We start from the raw sequence: 23476 nt of genomic DNA, 5'->3' as shown, positions 1-23476 counted from the left end.
TACTTCTGTCGCTTTTCTTTACAGTAAATCAGGTATAGCTTCCACTTCATGTTTTCGAACACGCCCCATCAATGAGCCTACCGCATCTTTTACGTTATTCCCATTGAACAGCACGTCATATAAAGCAGCTGTAATCGGCATTTCAACTTCCATTTTCTCTGCCAATTCATGAGCAGCTTTCGTTGTTCTTACACCTTCCACAACCATACCCATGCTTTCTAACACTTCTTCTAAAGAGTGTCCTTTTCCAAGCATATTTCCAGCGCGCCAATTTCGGCTATGAACACTTGTACACGTTACAATTAAGTCTCCCATACCAGTTAGACCAGCAAACGTTAACGGATTCCCGCCCATTTTTCTTCCTAAACGAGCAATCTCTGTTAAACCACGTGTCATCAATGCCGCCTTTGCATTATCACCTAATCCAAGACCATCAGTTATACCAGCAGCTAATGCGATAATATTTTTTAACGCACCACCAAGTTCAACTCCAACGATATCTGGATTTGTGTATACACGGAAATAACTATTCATAAATAAATCTTGTACTTCCTCAGCCGCTTCCATACGCTTTGCTGCAGACGTAACTGTTGTCGCTTGTCGTAAACCGACTTCTTCAGCATGACTCGGTCCAGACAGTACAACAACATCTTTAATTAAGTGCTCTGGAATTTCTTCCTCAATCACTTCCGAAATACGTTTTGACGTACCAGGTTCAATTCCTTTGCTCGCATGAATCCAAGTAATTGGTTCAGTAACAATTTCTTTCATCTCTTGTAATACATCTCTGTACGCTTTCGTTGGTACTACTAACAGTACTGTATTTACATCTACTAATGCTTCTTCTAAAGAAGAGTAGGCTACGATTGTGCTTGGCAATGTAATGCCTGGGAGATATCGACTATTCTCATGTTTCGTATTAATTTCATCCATAAGTTCTGGGCGATTTCCCCAAATACGTACATCATGTCCATTGTCAGCTAATACCATCGCTAACGCTGTTCCCCAGCTACCTGCTCCTACTACTGTGATTTTTGTCATAAAATCACATCCTCTCCATTAGTCTCTTGCTCTAGCGATAATGTGAATCGGCGTTCCTACGAAGCCAAATGATTCACGTAAGCGATTCTTCAAGAAACGCTCATATGAGAAGTGCAATAATTCTGGATCGTTTACAAACACAACAAATGTCGGTGGTTTTACCGCAACTTGTGTTGCATAGAAAATTTTCAGACGGCTACCATTATGAGTTGGCGTCGGATTCATCGCTACCGCATCCATAATTACATCGTTTAATACGTTCGTTTGAATACGGATACTATGACTTTCATTTACCTCATCGATAACCGGTATTAATGTTTGTGTACGTTTTCTTGTTTTTGCAGATAAGAAAACAATTGGTGCGTATTCTAAGAATTGGAAATGAGCACGGATATTTTCTTCAAATGCTTTCATTGTTTTTTCGTCTTTTTTCACTGCATCCCATTTATTTACAACGATAACAACAGCTCGCCCTGAATCATGAGCATATCCAGCGATTTTTTTATCTTGCTCAATAATTCCTTCTTCACCATCTAAAACGACTAAAACAACGTCAGAACGTTCAATCGCTCTTAGCGCACGAAGTACACTATATTTTTCTGTACTTTCATACACTTTTCCTTTTTTACGCATACCAGCTGTATCAATAATTACATAATCTTTTCCATCTTTACTATATGGTGTATCAACAGCATCACGAGTTGTTCCTGCTACATTACTAACAATTACACGCTCTTGACCAAGAAGAGCATTTACAAGTGATGATTTTCCTACGTTTGGACGTCCAATTAAAGAGAAACGAATTGTGTCTTCATCATATCCGTCTTCTTCAATCTTTGGAAAATGTTGTGCAGCTTCGTCTAGTAAGTCACCTAACCCTAATCCGTGTGTACCTGAAATTGGGAATGGTTCGCCAAATCCTAATGCATAAAAGTCATAAATGTCACTGCGCATTTCCGGATTGTCCACTTTATTTACTGCAAGTACAATCGGTTTATTTGAACGATATAAAATTTTTGCAACTTCTTCATCAGCTGCTGTTACACCGTCACGACCGTTTGTCATAAAAATGATAACATCCGCTTCATCAATTGCTACTTCAGCTTGTTGACGAATTTGTGTCAAAAACGGCTCGTCTCCAATATCAATTCCGCCCGTATCAATAATGTTAAATTCATGATTTAACCATTCTCCAGCGCTATAAATACGATCGCGCGTTACACCTGGAATATCTTCTACGATTGAAACTCTTTCTCCAACAATTCTATTGAAAATAGTAGATTTCCCTACGTTCGGGCGACCTACTATCGCTATTACTGGTTTCGGCATATACTTTCATCCTTTCAACTTGCTTCTGTTTATTATGTAAAAAACCCTTCTTTGTGCAAGAAGGGATTTGCATTCCAGAATATTTCTCAACGTATCAAAACACCTCACATTATAACACACGTTGCTAATGTTTCACAATAATATATACATTCTCTTGTAAGCGATGTGCAATACCATCTAAAATTGCCTCTAAATTATTTGCAACAAATTCTAGTTCCTCTGTCGATTCGCAAACGAATAAAGGAGCACCACCTGCAAATTTTTCTGGAGTCGTTGTTATAACTGCCAGAATAACACTTTCTAACATCATCTCTTATCTCCCCTTCCTTTCGGGGCTTCCGATGACATATGGACAGCACTTTCTAACGTTGGTACATTTCCTATGACACCTATCGCTTTCTCTGCATCTTGATCTTGCGGCAGGACAAAAATCCCAACCCTGCCATCCTCTAAATCACGCTTTGCTAACGGTACAAGCGCTGGTGTACCAGAATCTCTATAAATCCCTAACGCTACTGAAACATCGTGTAAAATAGCTTGTCGTTGCCCTAAATTTGAGATTGTAACCATCGCATCAATTGATTTCGGCTTTAAAATAAAACCCATACCATATTTCATAATTTCTTCTTGTCTTGCTGGCAATCCAATATTCATAATGTAAATATTGTCAATATAAAGCCCTGCTCCTTCAAAACGAAGCGGAACGTGCTCAATTTCAACAAGATCATGTAGCCTTTTACCAGACATTAATTTTTTCGCAATAAAAAATGCGATTATAGCCATAATTACTCCTGCAATCCATGAACGGAATCCTATATACGCAAACGTCGTTGCAAACGACGTTAACATTGCCAAATAGTTGCGACTTTCAAAAACCAATGCAATTCCTTCAATGTATGTATTTCCACGCGGTACGAGCTCATACCCATCTAATTGTTGAAGCGTATTTCTTTCCATATTACGTACATCACGAAATTGTGTCGCTGCTAATGTAAGAAATGTAATGGCAGAAAAATCTTTTTTCAAAATAGACGGGATTGCAATCGCTCCTAAAGCAGCTGCAATTAACCCCATTGCAATATGAATAATTTTCCCATGTAGCCTCGTCGGATATTGCCGTGTATCCGTCCGAAGCATTAGCACCCTTGTAACTGTCCCCGCTATTACGCCGCATAAAATGGCTGGTGTATATTCAGTCATGTATTACCCTCGCCTTTCTTTTACGTGTTTTTCTCTTAAACCGTTCCATGTATACTGATGCTTTTGCAATCCAAAACAATATTGCCATGAATAATGTAGAAATGGCGACGATATCAAAAAATGCTAAACTACCGTAATCATATGGAAAATTCAATTTCCTAAAAATAAATGTCACTAGCAGCTCTCCTTGTAACATCCCTACATATAGAGAACATAATCGTAATATGCGATCTCCATGCAATAACACCGATGCATACACAAGACCACTACTTAGCAGAAACACTCTATCCACCACAATCCAAATCGGATCATATATTTCTAACAGATGAAAACTTGTATATAACATTGCAATAATAAGCGCCGAAAGTAAGCTATATAATTTTTTCCAGACAGAATATAGCGTGATCCCTATAAAAGAAATAATACAAAGTAAAAGAGCATTTACTGATACCACGAATGAGGCGATCGTTACATGTAACGGAGAGCAAATTATAAAAATCAGTATACAAGCGCCTAACTTCCACCGAATAAGGTCCTTTTTCATAAAAAAGGTTACAATGATCCACCCTATCCAAGCTACAAAATAAAAAGTACTTCCATCCATCAACTTCACCTCCTATGTTTTCCATTATGGGAACTTTTTATGAAAGTTAATCCACTTTATTTACGCATAGTTTTTTCTTATAACAGCAACACTTTTAACAAGGAGGTGTTATTCATTATGGGTAAAGATCGCCAAGAACGAAAACTACGAGAATCACGCCGCGTTGAATCCGATCGTGATCAATCACTACAATATCCAGGTGCAACTGGACTTGATACACCAGAACAGGCTCGAAAACAAAACCAGCACTAATTAATGCAAAAAGACGGTTTCGATATTGTACGAAACCGTCTTTTACATAATCAGTTTAATGTTTTCTATTTATATTGAAATAATATTTCACACACTATATCCTCCCATTACTTCTTTTTATCTTCACCTATTCCTATTAAAAATTAAGTTCTCTCCAGTAATTCGACAACACACCATCTACATTTTTCAACCCTTTTTCAATTGCAATTTTTACGAAATGATATTTTTATATAATACTAATTCCTTTCTCCACTTTATATTACGAAAAAGAATAGAACAAAAAAAATCAACCGAACGGTTGATTTTTTATCTCCTACTATAATGCGCAGTATCAATACCACGCTGTATTAACCAATGATACGTTTCACCCTTTACAACAAGAGGTACAGATTGCAACTCTTCTATCGTTTTCGCACCAAGAGCTGTCATTATAAATTTCAAATCTGTATGTAGGAGCTCAATTTCATCCACTAACTTCTCGATACCATCTTGCATTAAAATACGTAAAAAGTAACCAGCAAACGCAGTTGTATTCGCCCCTAATGCGATCGCTTTCGCTACGTCAAGCGCTGTTTGTATGCCCCCAGATGCAATAAAAGAGAGGTTATTATTTGTAGAGGTTGCTTCAATAATCGAGGTTGCTGTTTGTATGCCCCAGTTATTAAAATAAGAAAGCATTCGCTGTCTTCTTTCATTTTCAACAGCAGCAAAATTCGTACCACCTTGCCCACCAATATCAATTGCTGTTACACCTACGTTCGCTAACTGCTGCACTGTTTCCTTACTCATCCCAAATCCAACTTCTTTTACAATGATAGGGACTTTACTATTTAAAACAATTTTCTCAATGCGCTGAAGTACTCCAGTAAAATCACGGTCTCCTTCTGGCATCGTTAACTCTTGTATGACATTTAAATGAATTTGCAATGCATTCGCTTCAATCATATCAACGGCACGCTCTACCTGTTCGATAGTTGCCTCACTACCTAAATTAGCAAAGAAAATACCATTTGGATTTACCTTTCTGATCACCTTATAAGAAGCAGCTTCACTTTCATCTTTTAACGCCGCCATTTGCGAACCTACAGCCATAGCAAGGTTATGATGTTTCGCTACATATGCTAATTGCTCATTAATATGTAACGTTTTCTCTCCTCCACCACCAGTCATCGCATTGATAAAAATCGGCGAACTTAGTGAAAGTTCGCCGATTTTTGTTTCACATGTTATTGTGTCATAATTTGAATTTGGCAAGCTTTGATGCACAAAATCAATATCATGAAAGCCATGCGTACGAGACTGACCAGTAGAAAGAGCGTATTCAATATGATCTAATTTACGTTTTGCCCTTACCACTTGTACCCCTCATTATTTCTTTAATTTTTTCAGTTGTTCACCAATAATATCACTTAATTGGAAAGTAGCAGAATCAGCATTTGGCTCATACTGACTATAATCTTCAGTTACATTATTTTCCTCAAGCGCTTCTTTTATACTTAAAGAAATACGTTTCTCTGCTACGTGAACTTCAAGTACTTTCACTTTTACTTCTTGTCCCATTTCCAATACTTCATTCGGATTTTTCACGTGACGATTTGCAATTTGAGATACGTGTACAAGTCCTTCAACGCCCGGTAAAATCTCAACGAATGCACCAAATGTAACAAGGCGTTTTACTACTCCCTCACGAATATCTCCAGCTTTTATTTCGCCAGCAACGTTTTCCCAAGGTCCTGGTTGAGCTGCTTTAATTGATAAAGAAATACGTTGTGTATCAGCATCAACAGATAACACCTTTACCTTAACCTTTTGACCTTGCTCTAACACTTCAGAAGGTTGCTCTACACGTTCGTGTGAAATTTGTGAAATGTGAACTAAACCGTCCACTCCACCAACATTAACGAATGCTCCAAAGTCAGTTAATCGTTGTACTGTTCCTTCAACAACGTCCCCTTCTTTTAATGAAGAAATTGCTTCTTTTTTCTTAGAATCTAGTTCTAATTCTACTACCGCTTTATGCGAAAGGATTACACGATTTTTTTCACGGTCTAATTCAACAATTTTCACCGCTAATGTTTTACCTTTATAGTCAGTAAAGTCTTCTACATAATGTACTTCTACAAGTGAAGCTGGAATAAAACCGCGAACACCAAGGTCCACAACTAATCCGCCATTCACAATATCTTTTACAGTAACATCAAATACATGACCAGAAGTAAATTTCTCTTGTAGTTCTACCCATGCTTTTTCTGCATCAACAGCACGTTTAGATAAGACAAGATCATCTTCTTCTAATTTAATAATTTTCAACTCTAGTGTTTGATCTAATTCTACAACATCGCTTGCTTTTTCAATATGAACGTTAGCTAATTCACTAATTGGAATTACGCCATCTGTTTTGTATCCAACATTTACAAGCACTTGTTTCTCTTCAACCTTCGTTACAGAACCTGTAACAACGTCACCAACTTGTAATTCTTTTGAATCCATAACTTCTTCATTCATTTTCTCTACCATGGAAATACCTCCCTACAGAATTGACAAAGCATTTTTTATGTATATACGAAATGAAAACAAAGTTTTCATTTGCATGTTTAAGAATTTCTCATCACATACTCTTTTTCAATAACATTCACAAGAAAATATATTAAACCTATATAAATAGTATACAGCAAAACCAGCTTGAAAAAAGTATGTTTTGAAATATAATAGCGAATATATTCTGACAGTTTTATTCCTCTTTAACTAACTTCTTACAAATCAGCTCATTTGTCAAGGAAAGAGACTCACAATTCACGTATCCTTTACATTTCTATTTAAACAAAAAAAGAAAGAGGATTATCCCCTTTCTTTATTTCGCAAACACTCCAGAAACAATGCTCATAATTTTTTGGACAACTTCTTCAATTGATAAAGAAGTCGTATCTAATTCCAATGCATCATCAGCCTTTTTTAGTGGAGAAACTTCGCGTTCTGAATCTAATTTATCACGCTGAGCAATTTCTTCTTTTAGCTGCTCTAAATTAGAATCGAAACCTTTATTTAAATTTTCTAAATGCCTTCTTTCCGCTCTTTCTTCAACAGAAGCAAGCATAAAGATTTTCACTTCAGCATCCGGTAATACATGTGTACCAATATCACGGCCGTCCATTACAACGCCGCCTTTTTTCGCTAACTCTTGCTGACGACGTACCATTTCTTCACGAACAAGGCGATGTTTCGCTACAATAGATACTCGATTCGTCACATCAGGTGTACGAATTACTTCAGAAACATCTTGTCCATTTAAAAATACAAGCTGTGTATTTTCTCCTTGCTGAAACTCAATATTTACATTCTTTACAACTTCCATTAACTGCTCTTCATTTTCAATGTCTACTTTTTGTTGAAGGGCTGCATATGTAAGCGTACGGTACATTGCGCCTGTATCAATATAAACATAAGAAAGTTCCTTCGCAACAACTTTTGCCACTGTACTTTTCCCTGCAGCTGCTGGACCATCTATAGCAATTGAAATTCGTTTATCCATTGTAACACCTCATTTTTTCACTTATAAAACAAAACGAAAAGCAGGTGTTCACCCTGCTTCTTCTCATTTGCTTCGCGTCATTAAATCCTCAATTATTGTAGCATAATCCTTCATAGAAGAAAATGAAAACTACCGATTCACCTGCAAGATTTCCACTTTGTTTTTTACCATAACACCCTCATAATAAACAATTTTAGATAAATATTTCACTGATGACTTATGTATAAATAACAATTGTACAACAGAAAGACAAATGAATTGTATTATTAATATACGAATAAAAATTCTCTCCATCTTTTTCACCGTAATTTCTCCCTCCTATACTATATTTGCACATTTCGTTTCGTAATTTTATACATCGTACATATAGCAGTTAATTTTATTGTCATTTTCGAGGCATACTTTTATACATTTCCATTGTCGAATTTACTCAAAACATGTTATGTTCTAAATGTATTTTTTTACTTGAAAGGGGTATAAGCATTGAAAAGAATCCTAGTTTTACACACAGGTGGAACAATTGCAATGGAGGAAGATAAAGAAACTGGGGTCGTACAACCAGGTAAAAAAAATCCTCTTTTAAAATTCATTCCTGATTTAGAAGGCGATGTTGATTTAATCGTTGAAGATGTGTTCCATCTACCATCTCCTCATATGACACCGAGCGAAATGTTACAATTACAAGTCATCATTGATGAAAGAGTAAAACAAGACAACATTCATGGCGTAGTTATTACGCATGGTACGGATACATTAGAAGAAACAGCTTATTTCTTAGATTTAACAGTACAAGCAACTATTCCGATCGTAGTGACAGGTGCAATGCGCTCTAGCAATGAGTTAGGTGCTGATGGTCTATATAACTTCTTATCAGCTGTAAAAGTTGCTAGTTGTGATGAAGCTGCAGAAAAAGGTGTTTTAGTCGTATTAAACGACGAAATTCATTGCGCTACAAATGTAACGAAAACACATACAAGTAATGTCGCAACATTCCAAAGTCCACAATACGGACCAATTGGAATGGTAACAAAACGCGGCGTTGTCTTCCATCACGCTTTAGTACATCGCGAATCATATACGATAAATAAAGTGTCTAAAAATGTAGTTGTTCTAAAAGCATATGCTGGCATGGATGATACATTATTAGCAGCAATCGAAAATCTTCCTGTAGACGGCATTGTTATCGAAGCTCTTGGACAAGGTAATCTCCCTCCAAGAACACTACCTAGCCTAGAAAGATTATTAAATAAAGGTATTCCTGTCGTATTGGTTTCTCGCTGTTTCAACGGTATCGTTCAAGACGTATATTCGTATGAAGGTGGCGGTAAACACTTAAAAGATATGGGCATTGTATTCACATACGGCTTAAATGCACAAAAAGCACGCATTAAATTACTTGTTGCATTAGAGAATACAAATTCTCATGAATCCATTCAAAATATGTTTATGCACGAATAAAAAGGAGCTGTCGAGATTTTCCCGACAGCTCCTTTTTATTTTTCTCTTGATGCAATGGTTTGCGCAATCGCATCTCCATGAAATCTACCGTTCTCGATAAATATTTCATTTGCATTATTTCCAGCAGCAATGACACCTGCAATGAAAATATTTTCAGCATTCGTTTCCATTCTATCCTCTGTATAAATTGGACGTCCTGTTTCTTCATCAATCTGAACACCCATCTTCGTTAAGAAGCTATGATCAGGATGATAACCAGTCATCGCAAATACAAAATCGTTTTTGATTGTAAAAGCTTCACCATCAACTGTAAACGTTAATGTATGCTCAGTAATCTCTTTCACATGAGCTCCAAAATGCATTTGAATTGTACCGTTTCGTACTAACGCCTCAAATTCCGGCAAAATCCAAGGCTTTATGCTTGGTGAATACTCACTTCCACGATACAGTACCGTTACACGTGCACCAGATTTAACAAGTTCTAACGCGGCATCTACACTCGAGTTTTTCCCACCTATAACTACTACATCTCGATCAAAATAAGGATGCCCCTCTTTAAAATAGTGAGCTACTTTCTTCAATTCCTCACCTGGAACATTCATATAATTTGGATTATCATAATATCCAGTTGCTACAACAATATATTTCCCTATATACATTTCCTTACTTCCGTCACGCTTTGTCGTCTCAACCTGAAAAACTTCTCCATCTTTTTGAACTTTCTCCACTCGCTCAAAAGCATTTACACGTACAGATTTACGTTTTACTACTTCACGATAATACGCAAGCGCTTGATTTCGAAATGGCTTACGATTTTCTGTAATAAAAGCTACATCACCAATTTCTAATTTTTCACTAGAAGAGAAAAATGTTTGATGAGTTGGATAATTATAAATGGCATTTACAATGTTTCCTTTTTCAATTACTAACGGATTTATCCCTACCTTTTGCAACGAAATTGCAGCCGCTAATCCGCACGGACCGCCTCCGATTATAATAACTGTTTCTTTCTGCATACTCGTCCACTCCTAGTCTTCTACCAATGCACTATTTATAAAAACAAGAAAAAACCTACTTACAGCAGTAGGCACCTATCTTTATTGTATTCATTTTTCATATATTTGTCATCTAAACGAAACGTACATCCGATAGACATCTGCTAAAAACTGCTGAAATTTAATACCTTGTTTCCCTAATACATTCTCAGGATCAATCTTTCTAGCTGGATCAAGCGTTTTATGTGACACGATATCTTTTTTCGGATTTAAGCCAAAGTTTTGGCATAAATACGCATGATACCATGTAAAACGATTATACGCTTCCCAAAAGTTAACATCACCACCATAACAAAGTTCCACTCCAATGGCCGCCTTATTCGCGTCATAGCCATATAAGTCATTATCCGTCGGCACACCATATCGAACATGATACGCAACTTCATTTATAGGAATAATCTCCAATATTGTTTTATCATCTATAAATGTATGTGCCGAAGCTTTCGGTTGTAATTCATTAAAGTAATCTCGATTGCCTATCGCATTGCTTCCAGGATTCCCCGTATCATGGCTTACGATAAATCTCACTTTAGTCAGAGGAATCCCCGGTCGTGAACTTCCATATCCAATATAATTGCGCTCTATAGGAAACATCGCCATTGCTACCAACTCCCGCTCTAGAAGATTACCTTACTTCCTTATATATGTATTCGGTAGCAATGTCCTTATCGCATATTTCTTACGCGAAGAGAAAATCGAAAATATTTGAAGTGAACACCATAAACAACAAGATACTTACAGCCACTCCATAAAAACCGTAAAACCAAACACAATCTTCTTTCGTATCTAAACCGAAAAATTTATTTACCGATTGTAATAATGTGCCACGCTTGCTTTGTTTGTTTCGTAATACTTCCACTCGCTCTACAACATCTGCTGGCATCATAAATCTTTGGTCTACTGTCATTTTCATCATTTATCTCTCCTTAAAATCATTTCCGTTTTGTTTATCTAAGGAGAGTATAGCACGTTTGTTCGCATAGAACAAGCGTTCTTTTTTATTTTTATTTTATTTTTCAGCAAGCCAAGTAAAAATTGAGATTACAACGGCAATAATCGGCCCTACTACAACCACACCAAATATCAGAAACAGTAGCCCTTCCCCGAACATCCGAACGGTACTTATTTTGCGAGCTTTCATCGTTCTTGCGAGTTCTCCCTCTAACCTATTAACCTTTTCTTCTAATTGTTCTACTCGTTCCAGCATTTCATTCTCCATATACAACACCTCATTTAATACTTCAACAAAAAAACGTGATTCCCTCGAAAGGAAATCACGTTTTCTCAAGATATAATATTTTATACCCAACCTCTGAAGCGGCTTGCTTCAGCCATTTTACGAACACCAACCATGTACGCCGCTAAGCGCATGTTCACTTTACGAACTTGTGCTGTTTCATAAATAGAATCAAATGATCTTACCATTACTTTTTCTAAACGTTGTTCTACTTCTTCTTCAGTCCAGTAGTAACCTTGGTTATTTTGTACCCACTCAAAGTAAGATACTGTTACACCACCAGCACTTGCTAACACGTCTGGAACAAGTAAAATTCCGCGATCTGTTAAAATTTTAGTCGCTTCTAATGTTGTTGGACCATTTGCTGCTTCAACAACGATTTTCGCTTTAATATCATTAGCATTTTCTTCTGTAATTTGGTTCTCAATTGCAGCTGGAACTAAAATATCGCAATCAAGTTCTAACAATTCTTTGTTTGAAATTGTATTGTTAAATAGCTTTGTTACTGTACCGAAGCTATCACGACGGTCTAATAAATAATCAATATCTAATCCATTTGGATCATGTAACGCGCCGTAAGCATCTGAGATTGCAATAACTTTCGCACCTGCATCATGCATAAATTTAGCTAAGAAGCTACCAGCATTACCGAATCCTTGAACAACAACGCGTGCACCCTTAATATCAATGCCACGTTTTTTCGCAGCTTCGCGAATACAAATTGTTACACCTTTCGCTGTTGCTGTTTCACGTCCATGTGATCCACCTAATACAAGCGGTTTACCTGTAATAAATCCTGGTGAATTAAATTCATCAATACGGCTATACTCATCCATCATCCATGCCATAATTTGAGAGTTTGTGAATACATCTGGAGCTGGAATATCTTTCGTCGGTCCTACGATTTGGCTAATTGCTCGTACATAACCGCGACTTAATCTTTCTAACTCACGGAATGACATTTCACGTGGATCACAAATAATTCCACCCTTACCTCCACCATATGGTAAATCAACAATACCACATTTTAAACTCATCCAGATTGAAAGTGCTTTCACTTCATTTTCTGTTACATTCGGATGGAAGCGAATCCCACCTTTCGTTGGACCAACAGCATCATTATGTTGTGCACGATATCCTGTAAATATTTTAACAGTCCCGTCATCCATACGAACTGGTATTTTCACTGTCATCATACGAATTGGTTCTTTTAATAATTCATATACTTCGTTTGGATAACCCAATTTTTCTAACGCTTCACTAATAACAATTTGTGTTGAATTCAATAGTTCAAAATGTTGTTCCCTTTGTTGTTGTGTTTTTGTTTGAGTTCCCTTTTCGGCTACCATAGTAAGTAAACCCCCTGTAATTTCACTTGTTTAGTAAACCTTCATTGCCTAGTATACACCCTTAAATTTGGAATGCAATAGAAAACGCTAACAAATATATACAAACTATTTTCTGTTGCAAGCGTTTTCACTATTATTATAGTCCTTTTATTACTTTTAGAAAAGTAAAATACTTAAATATTTAAATATTTTTTATTTCCATCAACCACACTCCCATAAAACTGCATATTTTATTTTCAAAAAGTATGTTCGAGTATTTACAATCATCCCTTCCCTTCTCCAAATAAAAACAAAACCTCAGCTATGTTGTATTAGCTGAGGTTTTGTTTTTTCACAAAGTAATTGTGTATTTGCTCTATCGCGTTAACATCCATTAATTCTTTACCGTACTCCATGATGCGATAAATGGTTGCTGTAGACGGATTACCGTATTCCGCTAAAATAGCTATAAAATCCGCCTTTAACAATTGAATTTGTTCCTCTTCTTCCACCCAAAGATAGAAGCGCTCATCCCACGTATATAGCTTTCCGCCAGTTACACCAAGGTTATATAAGCGATTCGACAGGTTAATTACGTCATCTAGCGTAGCAAACTCATATAATATATGCTCACTTTCATCTAGAGTCACTTGCATTTCAATAAACTCGTCACGGAACTCATCATCTGTATCCATTTCTTGATTTTCTTTCGTTACAATTACAACCATCCCTTGTGCTTGTAGAGAAAACACTTCAACTGCAATCGGACCATCTGCTTCAAACCCTAATTCCTTATTTGCTTCTTGCATCATATCACGAAATAATTGCTGTACTTTCGGTGCATTTCTCCATAAATCTTCTTTCGTTAATCCTCGTTCAGATAAATCATCAAATGTTAGAAAAATTTTTATCTTATTGTAATTTAATCGTTCCAGCCTCATCTCATACCCTCCCTACGTAACCAATGCATCTAATTTTTATTATATGAAATAGAAAATAGATGGTTCTTTTCGAACAACTATTCCGACATTTTTAACCATCCATCCCATTCTTCTTTCGTATCACCAATTAGGATTGTTTCAATGTCCAACTGGTTTAGAACGCCTAGCTTTCCGATAAATCCAACTAAAAGAGATTCCCTTTTTTCTTGTAATAACTTTATAAAGTTCATCGTCTTTTTCATTTCTTGTTCGTCAGCAAAAGATACAAATACATATTTCGGCTGTATTTCCTCTACCGCTGATAACATACCATCTTCAGCTAAGCTTGTCCTAATATATATCGCCTCATATCCTTTTAAGCGTAAATAAGTTGAAAAAATAAATCCTTTCAATGCATCCTTTTCTAACACAATAACTTTGTGTAAAGAGGAAAACATTGAGGCATTGTGATACACCATCCCTAGACGCGTTTGTAAAAATGATAGTGCATATTGAAATTGCACCATTGAAATCTCATTATTATTTTTTGACGTTAATAATTTGTCTGTCACTCGAAGAACAATACTGGCAACAACCTTCTCTGTTGAATATATACTAAAAGCTTCGTTTAATAATGCAGCAATTGTAATTTCATCAAATTTTAACAAAGCTTGTAGCAAATCGTCCACTAAAACAACTTCTTTATCGAAATGTATCTCTTTTTGAACTGTACTCTGCAAACGATTCTCTTCTAATAATCGAACTGCTTGTCCAATCATCATACCGGAAGAAACTTTTTCCATTAACCATTTTAAAATTTGAATATGCTCTTCTGTATATAAACGATGCCCAGCTTGATTCCGCTTTGGGGCAATAATTTGATATCGTCTTTCCCATGCACGAAGCGTACTCGGCTGAACTCCAATTATATTCGAAACGGCTTTTATATTGTATTTCCCATTAAGAGTTGGCATCATTTCCCTCCGCACAATGTAATGATGTGTGTTTGAGCAGGTGCTCGGAAACGAAGTGGTATCAATGTTGTTCCATACCCATTACTAACAAAGAGAATCGTATTTAAATGGTTATATACGCCACCTTTTAAATATTTTTTAGATGGGAATAATCGGATTTGCCCTCCATGCGTATGTCCACTTAAGACAAGTGAAATCTGTTCATTTCCAGACATTTTTTTTATTATATCAGGGTTGTGACTAACTAGGATACGAAAACCATCTTCTTTACAATCCGCCAATGCCAAATCTAGACGATCACGGTGCAATCCAACATCATCTATACCGAGCAAACAAATTTTCTCGCCTAATTCAGACTCAAATACCACTCTTGTATTATCTAAAACTTTTACGTTATTTTCTAATAATAACGCATCTAATTCATGATATTCTATCTCATAATCATTGTTTCCCCACACAAAATATACAGGAGCTATCTCTCTTAACTTTTGAATATTCGCAGAGATTTTTGATAAAGAGACACCTTTCTCTGCTAAATCTCCTCCGATAATTACGAGATCTACTTTTCCTTTTACTTGTTCAATTAACAAATTCGAAATGACTCTTCTATGAATATCAGAAATAAAAAACACATTTACTTTTTGAAAACTTTTCGGAAATTCTTTAAATACTAAAGTATGTTCCAACACCGTATTACGCATCGCTTCTTTATACATCACAAGAAGCAATAAAATCCCCATGCCTATGAGAGTACTGAATAATATAATCCATATCATATTTTTGACTCCCCTCCTCATAAAGATAATCCTAGGCTTTTATAACAAACGGTGTTCGCTTAACTCACTAGCTTTCTTGCTTTGTGGACTTATCTTTTATCGGAATTTTTAATTCTTGACCTGCACTCACTTCATCTTCTTGCAAGTTATTATACTTTTTAATTACTTCAATTCCATTTCCATCTGAAAAATATTGCTTCGCTATACTTTCTAAAGTTTCTCCCTCTTTCACAGTATGCGTTATTACTTTTTCAGAATGTTTCTGCGACTCAGATTTAGCTGAATCAAAGAAGATTACTTCAAACGCACTTTTTCCGGCATTATTACTATCACCCTTCACCTGAATATATTTATCCGTGTACCACAAAATACTAATCGGCAGCAGAATGAATAGAAATGTTAAAACCCGGACGAAAATGTGATTTATTTTAAACTTTTGTTTTTTTTCTTTATTTCTATGAATTTCACTACGCGGCGGTAAACTTTCTTTTTCTTCCACTCGCTCAACTTCTAATTCCTCTTCAAAATCAGGAATTCGTTTCCTCATGTTGTTCACCACCACCTTCCATTTATTTTCTTAATTGGAGTCCCATTATAAAATCAACAAGAAAGTGTGCAAAGATTGTTATAAACAAATTTCCTGTCCATTCAAATACATAACCAAAGACAAAACTAATGAAACAGACGAAACAAAACAAAAATGGCTTTGTTATATAACGAATATGTAACACTGCAAATACGAAGCTCGCAATTACAATTCCAAAATGAGTCTGTACTACACCTCTAAATAAAAATTCTTCTGCAAAACCAATTAAGAACGTAATAACGAGTAAATGCAGAACGGACATTCCTCGAAACATCTTATCGTTAATACCACCATCATCAAACCAAGACTCCGGAAACACTCGCATTGCAACATAATCTAATAACACAATACCAATCGCTAACAAACCACCTATAATAAGTATAGATACTGGTTCCCATTTCCATAAATTAAAGACTTCTTTTACATCTTGAAATAATATATATGCCAGTAAACAGCCAATACCGATAATAATTAACTGTGTTATATATAGATTCAGCCTTATTTCCTGCGGACTCATATCTTCAACATTATGTCTTTGAATGTTCATCATTCCTCCATCTTTTCTAGGCCGAAAAGCTTTTGTAACTCTGTTTCCCAATTATAGTCGAAATCCGATTGTTGCGCTCGTCTTTTTTTATAATCTTCTTTTGTAATACCGCAATAATCGCAGCAATTAATTAACTCTTGCTCTTTCCTATAACCGAACTGTTGCAGCACATATTCACGTCTACATCCTTTAACTTGTATCCATGACTTCATATTTTCTAGCTCACTATATTTATTACGCAACCTTATTTCTACTTCAGCTATTAATCGGTTCATGATTTCATCTGACAAACCTTCTAATAATAATCTTCGTTGTTGTATAATTCCAACCTGTTCGAGATGATAACGAACGAAACGCCAATATTGCTCATTAAATCTTGCTGCATTATAACAAATTTCTTCTACATCTTCTATTGGTAATTCTTTCGTTTGAAACATTCTTTCTTGTAGTAAAGAAAATAAAAATTGTATTTGTGACTTACTTGGCAATTCATCCTCAATGATTGAAATTGGTAAATCATGATCCAACGGACTACATAATAAAATAGCTATACTCGGTTCGCCATCTCTTCCAGCTCTTCCGATTTCTTGTAAGTAAGAAGCTATATTAGTTGGATAATGAAAATGAATAATATATCGCGTATTCGCCTTATTTACCCCCATACCAAATGCACTTGTGCATATTACAAGTTGCAATTGATCGTTCATAAACTGCTGTTGAATTAACATACGCTCTTCATGTTCCATACCACCATGATAAAAAGCTACACCAGTAACACCTTTCCCTCTCAAGTATTCCGTTAACCTTTCTGTCCACGCTCTACTTGAGCAATATACAATCCCCGGCCCTTGTAAATACATCACCTGCTCTAAAAGCGCCTCTTTCTTTTCTTCTATCGTCTCTACAAATTGCACATCCATTGCAATATTAGGACGGTCAATAGAGTATACATGTTCCGCGGCACCCTTTAAATTTAAACTATTTGCGATATCCTGCAGTACCCCTTTTGTCGCTGTGGCTGTCAATGCTAATACTGTAGGAGAACCAATATTTTCAATAACTACATTTAGTTTTTTATAGTCCGGTCTAAAATCATAACCCCATTGAGAAATACAATGAGCCTCATCAACAACAAATAATGAAATATGAATTTTCTTCAATTCCCTAATTAATAACTCCGACTGTAACATCTCTGGTGAAACAAAAATAAATTTATATGAAGATAATTTTTTCATCGCTTCTCTTTTTTCATTTAATGTCCGAAAACTATTAAATGCTATTACTCGGTTTTTCACAACATACTTTAATTGTGTCACTTGATCTTCCATTAAAGATAATAACGGTGATACAACAAGCACTGTTCCTTCTCGCATAAGCCCCGGAAACTGATAGCACATAGATTTCCCTCTTCCAGTCGGAAGCATTGCTATCACATCTTTTCCTTCTAATAAATCTGTAATAACTCCTTTTTGACCTGGACGAAATTCAGAATATCCAAACCACTTATATAAATATTCTTCAAGTTTCATTTACACCCTCCATCCGCGCTAATACAAGACGAACTTCAAAATAAGAGATATCTTCTCCAACCGCTTGTTTCAAAACACGTAACTTCCGCGTTTGCAATGCTTCAATTACTTTTATTACTTTGTCTATCTTTTCTTTTTCCATAAACATTTCAATAGAAAAATCTTTTTCTCGCAAAGCAATTTCAACAAAATGATCTTCTATCGTTGCAACCTTTAAATTCCGAATCGTCGCTATTTCTTCTAAAGAACGTCCTTGTCTCCAAAAATTATATGTTTTTTTCGTCGATAAACTAAATAATTCAGCTCTTTCATTTGGATAAGATATAATTTCAGCTAATAGTGGAAATTCATTTTCTTTATCACGAACTTCTTGTATAAAGAAATGCATTGTACCCCAAAATAAAAAATACACCCTGAATATATCTTGTTTCGTAATTTCTGCTAATTGTTGCAATGTACAACCAATACGTTCATAACCCGTTAGTCGATATGTTACAATCGTCGCTTCTATCGTATTGCTCTTTTCTAAAAGATTATATACTTCCGTCCATAGTTTTCTCGCCAACTCACTTCTCTTATATGGTATTCCTGTTAGAAAACGTTTCACCCACATCATTATTTCTGTATCTTGCTGAATTGGGATAAACTTCGTATTATTCTGTTGTAAATTTGATATAGTTTGAATAATTAATGATAATCTTTTCCAAAATGTTTCACCTAATTCACCATAATGTAAACCATGCAAATGCGCCGGAAAAGCATAAACTTCCTCCCATTTATGTAACTGCATTTTACCCGTAGGTGTTAACACATATGTATTTTCATGTATTTCTTGAATAAAATTCGCTTGCAACAACTTTGCAACTTCACCATCATAGTCATTTCTATTCAATGATTTGTATATTCCGAACAAAAAAGAAATTCGGAACATATTTCCATCTTGTAAAGTTTGCGAAGAACGTTTGCCCTTTAGTAAATAATAAATAGAAGAAACGGTTCTTTCACCATTCAATTGTTTTAAACAATGCAACAAAGTATATTGTATTTGCATGACCGCTTCCACCTTCCAATCTTAACTTCATTCTTTTCAGTACAATTACACTATCTACTTTCGCTCATTAAACTTATCATATGAGAACTATATACTTGTATATATTCTATTGTATCAAACGAAATCATATTTACGTATTTTGAAAATCTTATGACATAATTCAAAAATAAGTTGACACTCTAATTGATAAGCATTATCATTATAATTTTATGTTGAAAAGTTTTACAAACCGTTTTACAATAAGGTTATAATTTTTATGGCGAGCTTTTCACATACATATTATCAGGAGGGAAAAAAGATGGCAAAATATACAATCGTTGATAAAGATACTTGTATTGCATGTGGTGCTTGTGGCGCTGCTGCACCAGACATTTATGACTATGATGATGAAGGTATTGCATTTGTAACATTAGATGATAACCAAGGTATCGTTGAAATTCCAGATGTATTAATTGAAGATATGATGGATGCATTCGAAGGCTGTCCAACTGACTCAATTAAAGTTGCTGACGAATCATTCGACGGAGACGCTTTAAAATTCGAATAGTCTTTTATTAACTTCAAAAAATGCCCCTCATATTGATGAGGGGCATTTTTTGTATCTAAATTTTATTTTCCTTAATAAAAAACCATTAGTAGTTTCACACTACTAATGGTTTTAATATATATTATGCATTTTTCATTTTTGCAAACACCCATACTTTCAGGCGTGAGAATAATGCTACAAATACAATTGTTACAACAATCCCTTTAATTAAATTAAATGGTAAGATTGCCGTTACAACCGTTGTTCTTATAGCTTCGCTAGACATAGCCGGTGAATTTAAAAACCAAGTGTAAGCCGGGAATATGATGATGTAGTTTAATACACTCATAATAAGTGCCATTGTAATTGTCCCTAGCATTAATCCTGTAGTTAAACTCTTCACAGTACGATACTTTCTAAATAAGAAAGCTGCTGGTCCAATAAATAAGCATCCTGCAATAAAGTTTGCAATCTCTCCAACTGGTACTCCCGTTAAACTTCCTTGAATCCCGTAATGTAAAATGTTCTTTATCGCCTCTACAATCACTCCTGCTACTGGTCCAAAGATAATTGCTGCAATTAGAGCTGGTACATCACTAAAATCAATTTTCAAAAATGGCGGAAGCCCTGGGAACGGAAAATCTAACATCATTAGTAAATATGCAATACTACTTAGCATCGCTACACTCACCATCTGCACTACACTGTTTTTTTGTTTCATCTTTCTCTCTCCTTTTCCATCGATCATCTCATGGAAAGTGGAAAGGTTCTGCTATGCCTATTTTTTCATAGAACGAAAAAACCCTTTGTGTTTTACACAAAGGGAGAATTTAAGGCACATCAAACAGACGTTCAAATCCATATCTTTTTTGAACGCTTGAACCTCCATCTTCTCCCATCCAGACTATACTGTCGGCTTTGGAATCACACCAAATCCTGCCTTAACGGCTCGCGGGCTTAGAACAAAATCATAAATAGTTCATCACCGCCGGTCGGGATTTTCACCCTGCCCCGAAGATAGACCGATATTCTATTTTCCCCTTCATTATACAACAACCTCATAACATTGTGAACTAAAAAATTGTAACTTATTTAAAATTAGTTATTTATTTTTCGTAACAAAAAAATAAATTGCGAGATATTTTACAATACAATCCATATTTTTTATTATTCGGCATTTCTCTTTTGAATTACCTAGTCATATATAATTAAAAGTGATAAGATATTGAATTGTTAAGATAAGAACATTTTCTGAGTTATGGAGGAAATGTCATGAAAAAAGACAAGAGACATTCTATTCGAGAAGCAATGAAAAAAAACTTAAGAAAAGAATACTTTTACTTAAAAAAAGAATTACTTTTCTACTGCCCAATTGATTTAGGCACATTCTCAAACGAGACATACTATGCTACTTTCGATGAAGATGGCATCAGTATTTATCAGTATGATAAAAAAACAGAAAGTAAATTAAAATTGTGTGAGCGTCATCCGTGGAAGAGTTGGAATAAAGTGAAGATTGATCACTATTTGACAACTTCTCAATTTATTTTTCAGGGTGAGCGAAATTGGATCTTATCTCTTTTTCAAAAAGGAAAAGAAGCTCAAAAAATTATTGAAGAGCATACATCTTTACAAACAGAAGTTGTTTCCCGCTCTTTCTTAAAAAAACTTCCTGGTTTTCGTTCTAATACACCACTGAATAAATACATCGGTAGTATTTGTTACACTGCACTTATTGCATTTTTATTAAAATGGATGATTCCATTTCAAGCACCACAAATCGCCCTGTATTCTATCTCGATTGGTTGTATGCTTCTTGGCCTACTTTGTTTGACAATCGGTTTAATTGAACCGACTATCGTACTGTTTCGAACAAAAGAGAAAACAAGAACAAAAGTTTTTTACTTATATAGCTATTTAGCTATTTCTGGATTTATATGTGTCTTTATTTTTTGGTAAAAGAAGCCGTCCCAAAATAAATTTTGGGACGGTTTTCTTTTAGATATAGATGCTCTAATTCACTCAATAGTTCTAGCAAAAGCGCCCATATAATTTCATTTACATTGAACCTTATTTAAGAAGAACATAAATTTGTTCAAAGTTTAATTTTTGAGATGTTTCCTTCACTTAACATATAATTGTTGATTAGGATAAATTAGCTCTTGCTGCAATCCATTTTTTTCTTTAATTTCCTTAAGTGTCATACTAAATTTCCGTGCAATACTAACTAAAGTATCCCCTTTTTGTACGACATATAATGATGAAGAAACAACTTCATTTCTTTGTTCATTTAAAACAAGCAATGGGTTCATCGCATTCTTTTTCGCCATCGTCCATCTTCCTTGATGAAGTTCTAGATGTAAGTGTGCACCTCGCGATTCTCCCGTGTTCCCTACTTCTCCAATTTTTTCTCCTTTGGAAATATAATCTCCCTGCCCCACATACCTCTTATTTAAATGTGCATATACAGCCTCATATTCTCCGTGTTTAATAAATACAACATTTCCATAACTACTTGAATAATAAGACTTCGTTACCCTACCATCTTGAATAGCTGCCACAGGCGTTCCAATCGGCGCAGCTACATCAATACCATAGTGTTTTCCATGCCTTGTCCCAAAATAATCACTTATCTGACCTTCAACAGGCCATGTCCATCGATTTTCCTCTGCATAAACATGTAATTGAGATACAAACAGTATACTCAATAACATGACGCCGCATTTTAAAACTTTCATATACATCCTCCGTTTTCTAATTACCACCATACCTTCTCTATTTTGGTATATTACAGAAAAAAGTATACAAAAAAAGAAAGTGAATTACTCCACTTCCTTCTCTTTCTTATCACGAAAAACTAATGCACTACGGTTATACTCCACATCTTTCACTTGTAATCGGGCATTTATTACTCGAGCTATCGCAAACAAATAATCAGATAATCTATTTACATACTTTAAGACAACTTCATTTATTTTCACTTCTTTTTGCAATGATACTATAGAGCGTTCTGCTCTCCTTACAACAGTACGTGCAATATGAATAGTAGCCGCCGCCTCGCTACCACCTGGCAAAATAAAGCGTTCTAATGGCGGGGCTTCTTCTATATATAAATCAATCTTTCTTTCTAAACTTTCAACCATCTCAATTGTCACTTTATAAGGAATTTTTTGTTCCACTATTGCCAAGTCTCCTCCGCAATCAAATAGTTCATGTTGAATATTTTCGAGCTCATTGTAAATATCTCTAAAAGCCTTGCCTTGAACCTTAGTCATTGCATATCCAATATGAGAATTTGCCTCGTCTATTGTTCCATACGCTTCCACACGGATATCATCTTTATCAACCCTGCCACCTATTACACTTGTCGTTCCTTTATCTCCTGTTTTTGTATATAATTTCATTTCTTCACAGCACCTCTCTTGTTATTTTTAATTCGACCAAGATAGAAAAAAGTTCTACCATTCTTTATTTAATTGAGTTTACAAAAAAATAAAAAACAGCAGAACTTTATTCATTATCAACTTTAAAAAA

At 35.3% G+C, this 23476-nt stretch carries 28 protein-coding genes and 1 riboswitch; of the genes, 4 read left to right on the top strand and 24 right to left on the bottom strand.

The window, feature by feature from the left end:
• Nucleotides 1-18 precede the first annotated feature (18 nt).
• From N2V80_RS07585 to N2V80_RS07565, 5 genes are all read right to left on the bottom strand, one after another.
• On the bottom strand, nucleotides 19-1041 hold the full coding sequence (locus N2V80_RS07585) for an NAD(P)H-dependent glycerol-3-phosphate dehydrogenase (RefSeq protein ID WP_000161763.1): 1023 nt from the start codon (nucleotides 1039-1041) through the stop codon (nucleotides 19-21).
• Nucleotides 1042-1059: 18 nt separating this feature from the next.
• Nucleotides 1060-2370, bottom strand: a complete 1311-nt coding sequence (gene der / locus N2V80_RS07580) for a ribosome biogenesis GTPase Der (RefSeq protein ID WP_061654656.1) — start codon at nucleotides 2368-2370, stop codon at nucleotides 1060-1062.
• Nucleotides 2371-2494: 124 nt separating this feature from the next.
• Nucleotides 2495-2680 (bottom strand): capping complex subunit for YIEGIA, encoded by a 186-nt coding sequence (locus tag N2V80_RS07575; RefSeq protein ID WP_000979059.1) that lies wholly within the window; start codon nucleotides 2678-2680, stop codon nucleotides 2495-2497.
• Nucleotides 2677-3570, bottom strand: a complete 894-nt coding sequence (locus N2V80_RS07570; protein ID WP_000141596.1) for a YIEGIA family protein — start codon at nucleotides 3568-3570, stop codon at nucleotides 2677-2679. Before N2V80_RS07570 ends, N2V80_RS07575 begins: the two co-directional genes overlap by 4 nt.
• Nucleotides 3563-4174, bottom strand: a complete 612-nt coding sequence (locus N2V80_RS07565) for a YphA family membrane protein (protein ID WP_000349098.1) — start codon at nucleotides 4172-4174, stop codon at nucleotides 3563-3565. Before N2V80_RS07565 ends, N2V80_RS07570 begins: the two co-directional genes overlap by 8 nt.
• Nucleotides 4175-4291: 117 nt before the next feature.
• Here N2V80_RS07565 and N2V80_RS07560 point away from each other — a divergent pair, with 117 nt between their 5' ends.
• A complete protein-coding gene (locus tag N2V80_RS07560; protein WP_000513900.1) occupies nucleotides 4292-4426 on the top strand; it encodes a YpzI family protein in 135 nt (44 codons plus the stop codon).
• Nucleotides 4427-4732: 306 nt separating this feature from the next.
• Here the strand turns inward: N2V80_RS07560 and N2V80_RS07555 are convergent, their stop codons facing one another.
• The 4 genes from N2V80_RS07555 to N2V80_RS07540 form a co-directional block, all read right to left on the bottom strand.
• Nucleotides 4733-5782, bottom strand: a complete 1050-nt coding sequence (locus N2V80_RS07555) for a type 2 isopentenyl-diphosphate Delta-isomerase (RefSeq protein WP_061654655.1) — start codon at nucleotides 5780-5782, stop codon at nucleotides 4733-4735.
• A 12-nt stretch (nucleotides 5783-5794) separates the two neighbouring features.
• Nucleotides 5795-6943: a 30S ribosomal protein S1 gene (rpsA, locus tag N2V80_RS07550; protein WP_000229559.1), complete on the bottom strand. Its 1149-nt coding sequence runs from the start codon at nucleotides 6941-6943 to the stop codon at nucleotides 5795-5797.
• A gap of 334 nt (nucleotides 6944-7277) precedes the next feature.
• Nucleotides 7278-7955: a (d)CMP kinase gene (gene cmk, locus N2V80_RS07545; RefSeq protein WP_000361257.1), complete on the bottom strand. Its 678-nt coding sequence runs from the start codon at nucleotides 7953-7955 to the stop codon at nucleotides 7278-7280.
• Between the two features lie 129 nt (nucleotides 7956-8084).
• A complete protein-coding gene (locus N2V80_RS07540; protein ID WP_000738057.1) occupies nucleotides 8085-8258 on the bottom strand; it encodes a YpfB family protein in 174 nt (57 codons plus the stop codon).
• A gap of 180 nt (nucleotides 8259-8438) precedes the next feature.
• Between N2V80_RS07540 and ansA the strand changes: the two genes are divergently transcribed.
• On the top strand, nucleotides 8439-9413 hold the full coding sequence (ansA, locus tag N2V80_RS07535) for an asparaginase (protein ID WP_000822026.1): 975 nt from the start codon (nucleotides 8439-8441) through the stop codon (nucleotides 9411-9413).
• Between the two features lie 35 nt (nucleotides 9414-9448).
• Here the strand turns inward: ansA and N2V80_RS07530 are convergent, their stop codons facing one another.
• From N2V80_RS07530 to N2V80_RS07475, 12 genes are all read right to left on the bottom strand, one after another.
• Nucleotides 9449-10429, bottom strand: a complete 981-nt coding sequence (locus N2V80_RS07530) for a YpdA family putative bacillithiol disulfide reductase (protein ID WP_001168510.1) — start codon at nucleotides 10427-10429, stop codon at nucleotides 9449-9451.
• 108 nt (nucleotides 10430-10537) lie between these two features.
• Nucleotides 10538-11068: a peptidoglycan recognition protein family protein gene (locus N2V80_RS07525; RefSeq protein WP_001240655.1), complete on the bottom strand. Its 531-nt coding sequence runs from the start codon at nucleotides 11066-11068 to the stop codon at nucleotides 10538-10540.
• A gap of 79 nt (nucleotides 11069-11147) precedes the next feature.
• Nucleotides 11148-11384, bottom strand: a complete 237-nt coding sequence (locus tag N2V80_RS07520) for a DUF3961 domain-containing protein (RefSeq protein WP_001983018.1) — start codon at nucleotides 11382-11384, stop codon at nucleotides 11148-11150.
• Between the two features lie 93 nt (nucleotides 11385-11477).
• Complete coding sequence (locus N2V80_RS07515; protein ID WP_000426768.1) at nucleotides 11478-11687, bottom strand: hypothetical protein; 210 nt, start codon at nucleotides 11685-11687, stop codon at nucleotides 11478-11480.
• Nucleotides 11688-11767: 80 nt separating this feature from the next.
• Nucleotides 11768-13054, bottom strand: a complete 1287-nt coding sequence (gene gudB, locus N2V80_RS07510; RefSeq protein ID WP_000225173.1) for an NAD-specific glutamate dehydrogenase — start codon at nucleotides 13052-13054, stop codon at nucleotides 11768-11770.
• Nucleotides 13055-13365: 311 nt separating this feature from the next.
• Complete coding sequence (locus N2V80_RS07505; RefSeq protein WP_001235402.1) at nucleotides 13366-13974, bottom strand: genetic competence negative regulator; 609 nt, start codon at nucleotides 13972-13974, stop codon at nucleotides 13366-13368.
• Nucleotides 13975-14051: 77 nt separating this feature from the next.
• Nucleotides 14052-14927, bottom strand: a complete 876-nt coding sequence (locus N2V80_RS07500; RefSeq protein ID WP_061654654.1) for a MerR family transcriptional regulator — start codon at nucleotides 14925-14927, stop codon at nucleotides 14052-14054.
• Complete coding sequence (locus N2V80_RS07495) at nucleotides 14927-15703, bottom strand: metallophosphoesterase (RefSeq protein ID WP_000637796.1); 777 nt, start codon at nucleotides 15701-15703, stop codon at nucleotides 14927-14929. The genes N2V80_RS07500 and N2V80_RS07495 overlap by 1 nt, the downstream gene beginning before the upstream one ends.
• A gap of 67 nt (nucleotides 15704-15770) precedes the next feature.
• A complete protein-coding gene (locus N2V80_RS07490; RefSeq protein WP_001231553.1) occupies nucleotides 15771-16250 on the bottom strand; it encodes a LysM peptidoglycan-binding domain-containing protein in 480 nt (159 codons plus the stop codon).
• 22 nt (nucleotides 16251-16272) lie between these two features.
• A complete protein-coding gene (locus N2V80_RS07485) occupies nucleotides 16273-16836 on the bottom strand; it encodes a CPBP family intramembrane glutamic endopeptidase (RefSeq protein WP_001025780.1) in 564 nt (187 codons plus the stop codon).
• Nucleotides 16836-18365 carry an ATP-dependent DNA helicase RecQ gene (gene recQ, locus N2V80_RS07480; RefSeq protein WP_000762980.1) on the bottom strand — a complete coding sequence of 510 codons (1530 nt, stop codon included), beginning with the start codon at nucleotides 18363-18365 and terminating at the stop codon, nucleotides 16836-16838. The genes N2V80_RS07485 and recQ overlap by 1 nt, the downstream gene beginning before the upstream one ends.
• The gene (locus N2V80_RS07475; RefSeq protein ID WP_001167011.1) at nucleotides 18355-19416 is read right to left on the bottom strand and encodes a helix-turn-helix domain-containing protein; all 1062 of its coding nucleotides are present in this window, start codon (nucleotides 19414-19416) and stop codon (nucleotides 18355-18357) included. The genes recQ and N2V80_RS07475 overlap by 11 nt, the downstream gene beginning before the upstream one ends.
• A 298-nt stretch (nucleotides 19417-19714) precedes the next feature.
• Between N2V80_RS07475 and N2V80_RS07470 the strand changes: the two genes are divergently transcribed.
• Complete coding sequence (locus N2V80_RS07470; protein WP_001151993.1) at nucleotides 19715-19963, top strand: ferredoxin; 249 nt, start codon at nucleotides 19715-19717, stop codon at nucleotides 19961-19963.
• A 121-nt stretch (nucleotides 19964-20084) separates the two neighbouring features.
• On the opposite strand, the gene N2V80_RS07465 is transcribed toward N2V80_RS07470, so the two are convergent.
• Nucleotides 20085-20663, bottom strand: a complete 579-nt coding sequence (locus tag N2V80_RS07465; protein WP_000810856.1) for an ECF transporter S component — start codon at nucleotides 20661-20663, stop codon at nucleotides 20085-20087.
• Between the two features lie 162 nt (nucleotides 20664-20825).
• Nucleotides 20826-20965: riboswitch (FMN riboswitch) on the bottom strand.
• A gap of 249 nt (nucleotides 20966-21214) precedes the next feature.
• On the opposite strand from N2V80_RS07465, the gene N2V80_RS07460 reads away from it, so the two are divergent.
• Entirely contained in the window at nucleotides 21215-21901 is a 687-nt protein-coding gene (locus N2V80_RS07460; RefSeq protein ID WP_000710837.1) for a hypothetical protein, read from the top strand.
• A 164-nt stretch (nucleotides 21902-22065) separates the two neighbouring features.
• Here N2V80_RS07460 and N2V80_RS07455 read toward each other — a convergent pair whose 3' ends face one another.
• Together N2V80_RS07455 and N2V80_RS07450 are read right to left on the bottom strand one after the other, a co-directional pair.
• Entirely contained in the window at nucleotides 22066-22680 is a 615-nt protein-coding gene (locus N2V80_RS07455; RefSeq protein WP_000866120.1) for a peptidoglycan DD-metalloendopeptidase family protein, read from the bottom strand.
• Nucleotides 22681-22764: 84 nt separating this feature from the next.
• On the bottom strand, nucleotides 22765-23346 hold the full coding sequence (locus N2V80_RS07450; protein ID WP_000781278.1) for a cob(I)yrinic acid a,c-diamide adenosyltransferase: 582 nt from the start codon (nucleotides 23344-23346) through the stop codon (nucleotides 22765-22767).
• Nucleotides 23347-23476: the final 130 nt, after the last annotated feature.

The sequence above is a fragment of the Bacillus sp. FSL W8-0640 genome (assembly GCF_038007725.1).
GTDB lineage: Bacteria > Bacillota > Bacilli > Bacillales > Bacillaceae_G > Bacillus_A > Bacillus_A cereus.
This window is presented reverse-complemented; position numbering and strand designations above follow the sequence as displayed.

Coding starts and splice junctions, on each gene's coding strand:
- N2V80_RS07585 (WP_000161763.1), bottom strand. CDS start 1,041: ATGACAAAAATCACAGTAGTAGGAGCAGGTAGCTGGGGAACAGCGTTA.
- der (WP_061654656.1), bottom strand. CDS start 2,370: ATGCCGAAACCAGTAATAGCGATAGTAGGTCGCCCGAACGTAGGGAAA.
- N2V80_RS07575 (WP_000979059.1), bottom strand. CDS start 2,680: ATGATGTTAGAAAGTGTTATTCTGGCAGTTATAACAACGACTCCAGAA.
- N2V80_RS07570 (WP_000141596.1), bottom strand. CDS start 3,570: ATGACTGAATATACACCAGCCATTTTATGCGGCGTAATAGCGGGGACA.
- N2V80_RS07565 (WP_000349098.1), bottom strand. CDS start 4,174: ATGGATGGAAGTACTTTTTATTTTGTAGCTTGGATAGGGTGGATCATT.
- N2V80_RS07560 (WP_000513900.1), top strand. CDS start 4,292: ATGGGTAAAGATCGCCAAGAACGAAAACTACGAGAATCACGCCGCGTT.
- rpsA (WP_000229559.1), bottom strand. CDS start 6,943: ATGGTAGAGAAAATGAATGAAGAAGTTATGGATTCAAAAGAATTACAA.
- cmk (WP_000361257.1), bottom strand. CDS start 7,955: ATGGATAAACGAATTTCAATTGCTATAGATGGTCCAGCAGCTGCAGGG.
- N2V80_RS07530 (WP_001168510.1), bottom strand. CDS start 10,429: ATGCAGAAAGAAACAGTTATTATAATCGGAGGCGGTCCGTGCGGATTA.
- N2V80_RS07525 (WP_001240655.1), bottom strand. CDS start 11,068: ATGGCGATGTTTCCTATAGAGCGCAATTATATTGGATATGGAAGTTCA.
- N2V80_RS07520 (WP_001983018.1), bottom strand. CDS start 11,384: ATGATGAAAATGACAGTAGACCAAAGATTTATGATGCCAGCAGATGTT.
- N2V80_RS07515 (WP_000426768.1), bottom strand. CDS start 11,687: ATGGAGAATGAAATGCTGGAACGAGTAGAACAATTAGAAGAAAAGGTT.
- gudB (WP_000225173.1), bottom strand. CDS start 13,054: ATGGTAGCCGAAAAGGGAACTCAAACAAAAACACAACAACAAAGGGAA.
- N2V80_RS07505 (WP_001235402.1), bottom strand. CDS start 13,974: ATGAGGCTGGAACGATTAAATTACAATAAGATAAAAATTTTTCTAACA.
- N2V80_RS07500 (WP_061654654.1), bottom strand. CDS start 14,927: ATGCCAACTCTTAATGGGAAATACAATATAAAAGCCGTTTCGAATATA.
- N2V80_RS07495 (WP_000637796.1), bottom strand. CDS start 15,703: ATGATATGGATTATATTATTCAGTACTCTCATAGGCATGGGGATTTTA.
- N2V80_RS07490 (WP_001231553.1), bottom strand. CDS start 16,250: ATGAGGAAACGAATTCCTGATTTTGAAGAGGAATTAGAAGTTGAGCGA.
- N2V80_RS07485 (WP_001025780.1), bottom strand. CDS start 16,836: ATGAACATTCAAAGACATAATGTTGAAGATATGAGTCCGCAGGAAATA.
- recQ (WP_000762980.1), bottom strand. CDS start 18,365: ATGAAACTTGAAGAATATTTATATAAGTGGTTTGGATATTCTGAATTT.
- N2V80_RS07475 (WP_001167011.1), bottom strand. CDS start 19,416: ATGCAAATACAATATACTTTGTTGCATTGTTTAAAACAATTGAATGGT.
- N2V80_RS07470 (WP_001151993.1), top strand. CDS start 19,715: ATGGCAAAATATACAATCGTTGATAAAGATACTTGTATTGCATGTGGT.
- N2V80_RS07465 (WP_000810856.1), bottom strand. CDS start 20,663: ATGAAACAAAAAAACAGTGTAGTGCAGATGGTGAGTGTAGCGATGCTA.
- N2V80_RS07460 (WP_000710837.1), top strand. CDS start 21,215: ATGAAAAAAGACAAGAGACATTCTATTCGAGAAGCAATGAAAAAAAAC.
- N2V80_RS07455 (WP_000866120.1), bottom strand. CDS start 22,680: ATGAAAGTTTTAAAATGCGGCGTCATGTTATTGAGTATACTGTTTGTA.
- N2V80_RS07450 (WP_000781278.1), bottom strand. CDS start 23,346: ATGAAATTATATACAAAAACAGGAGATAAAGGAACGACAAGTGTAATA.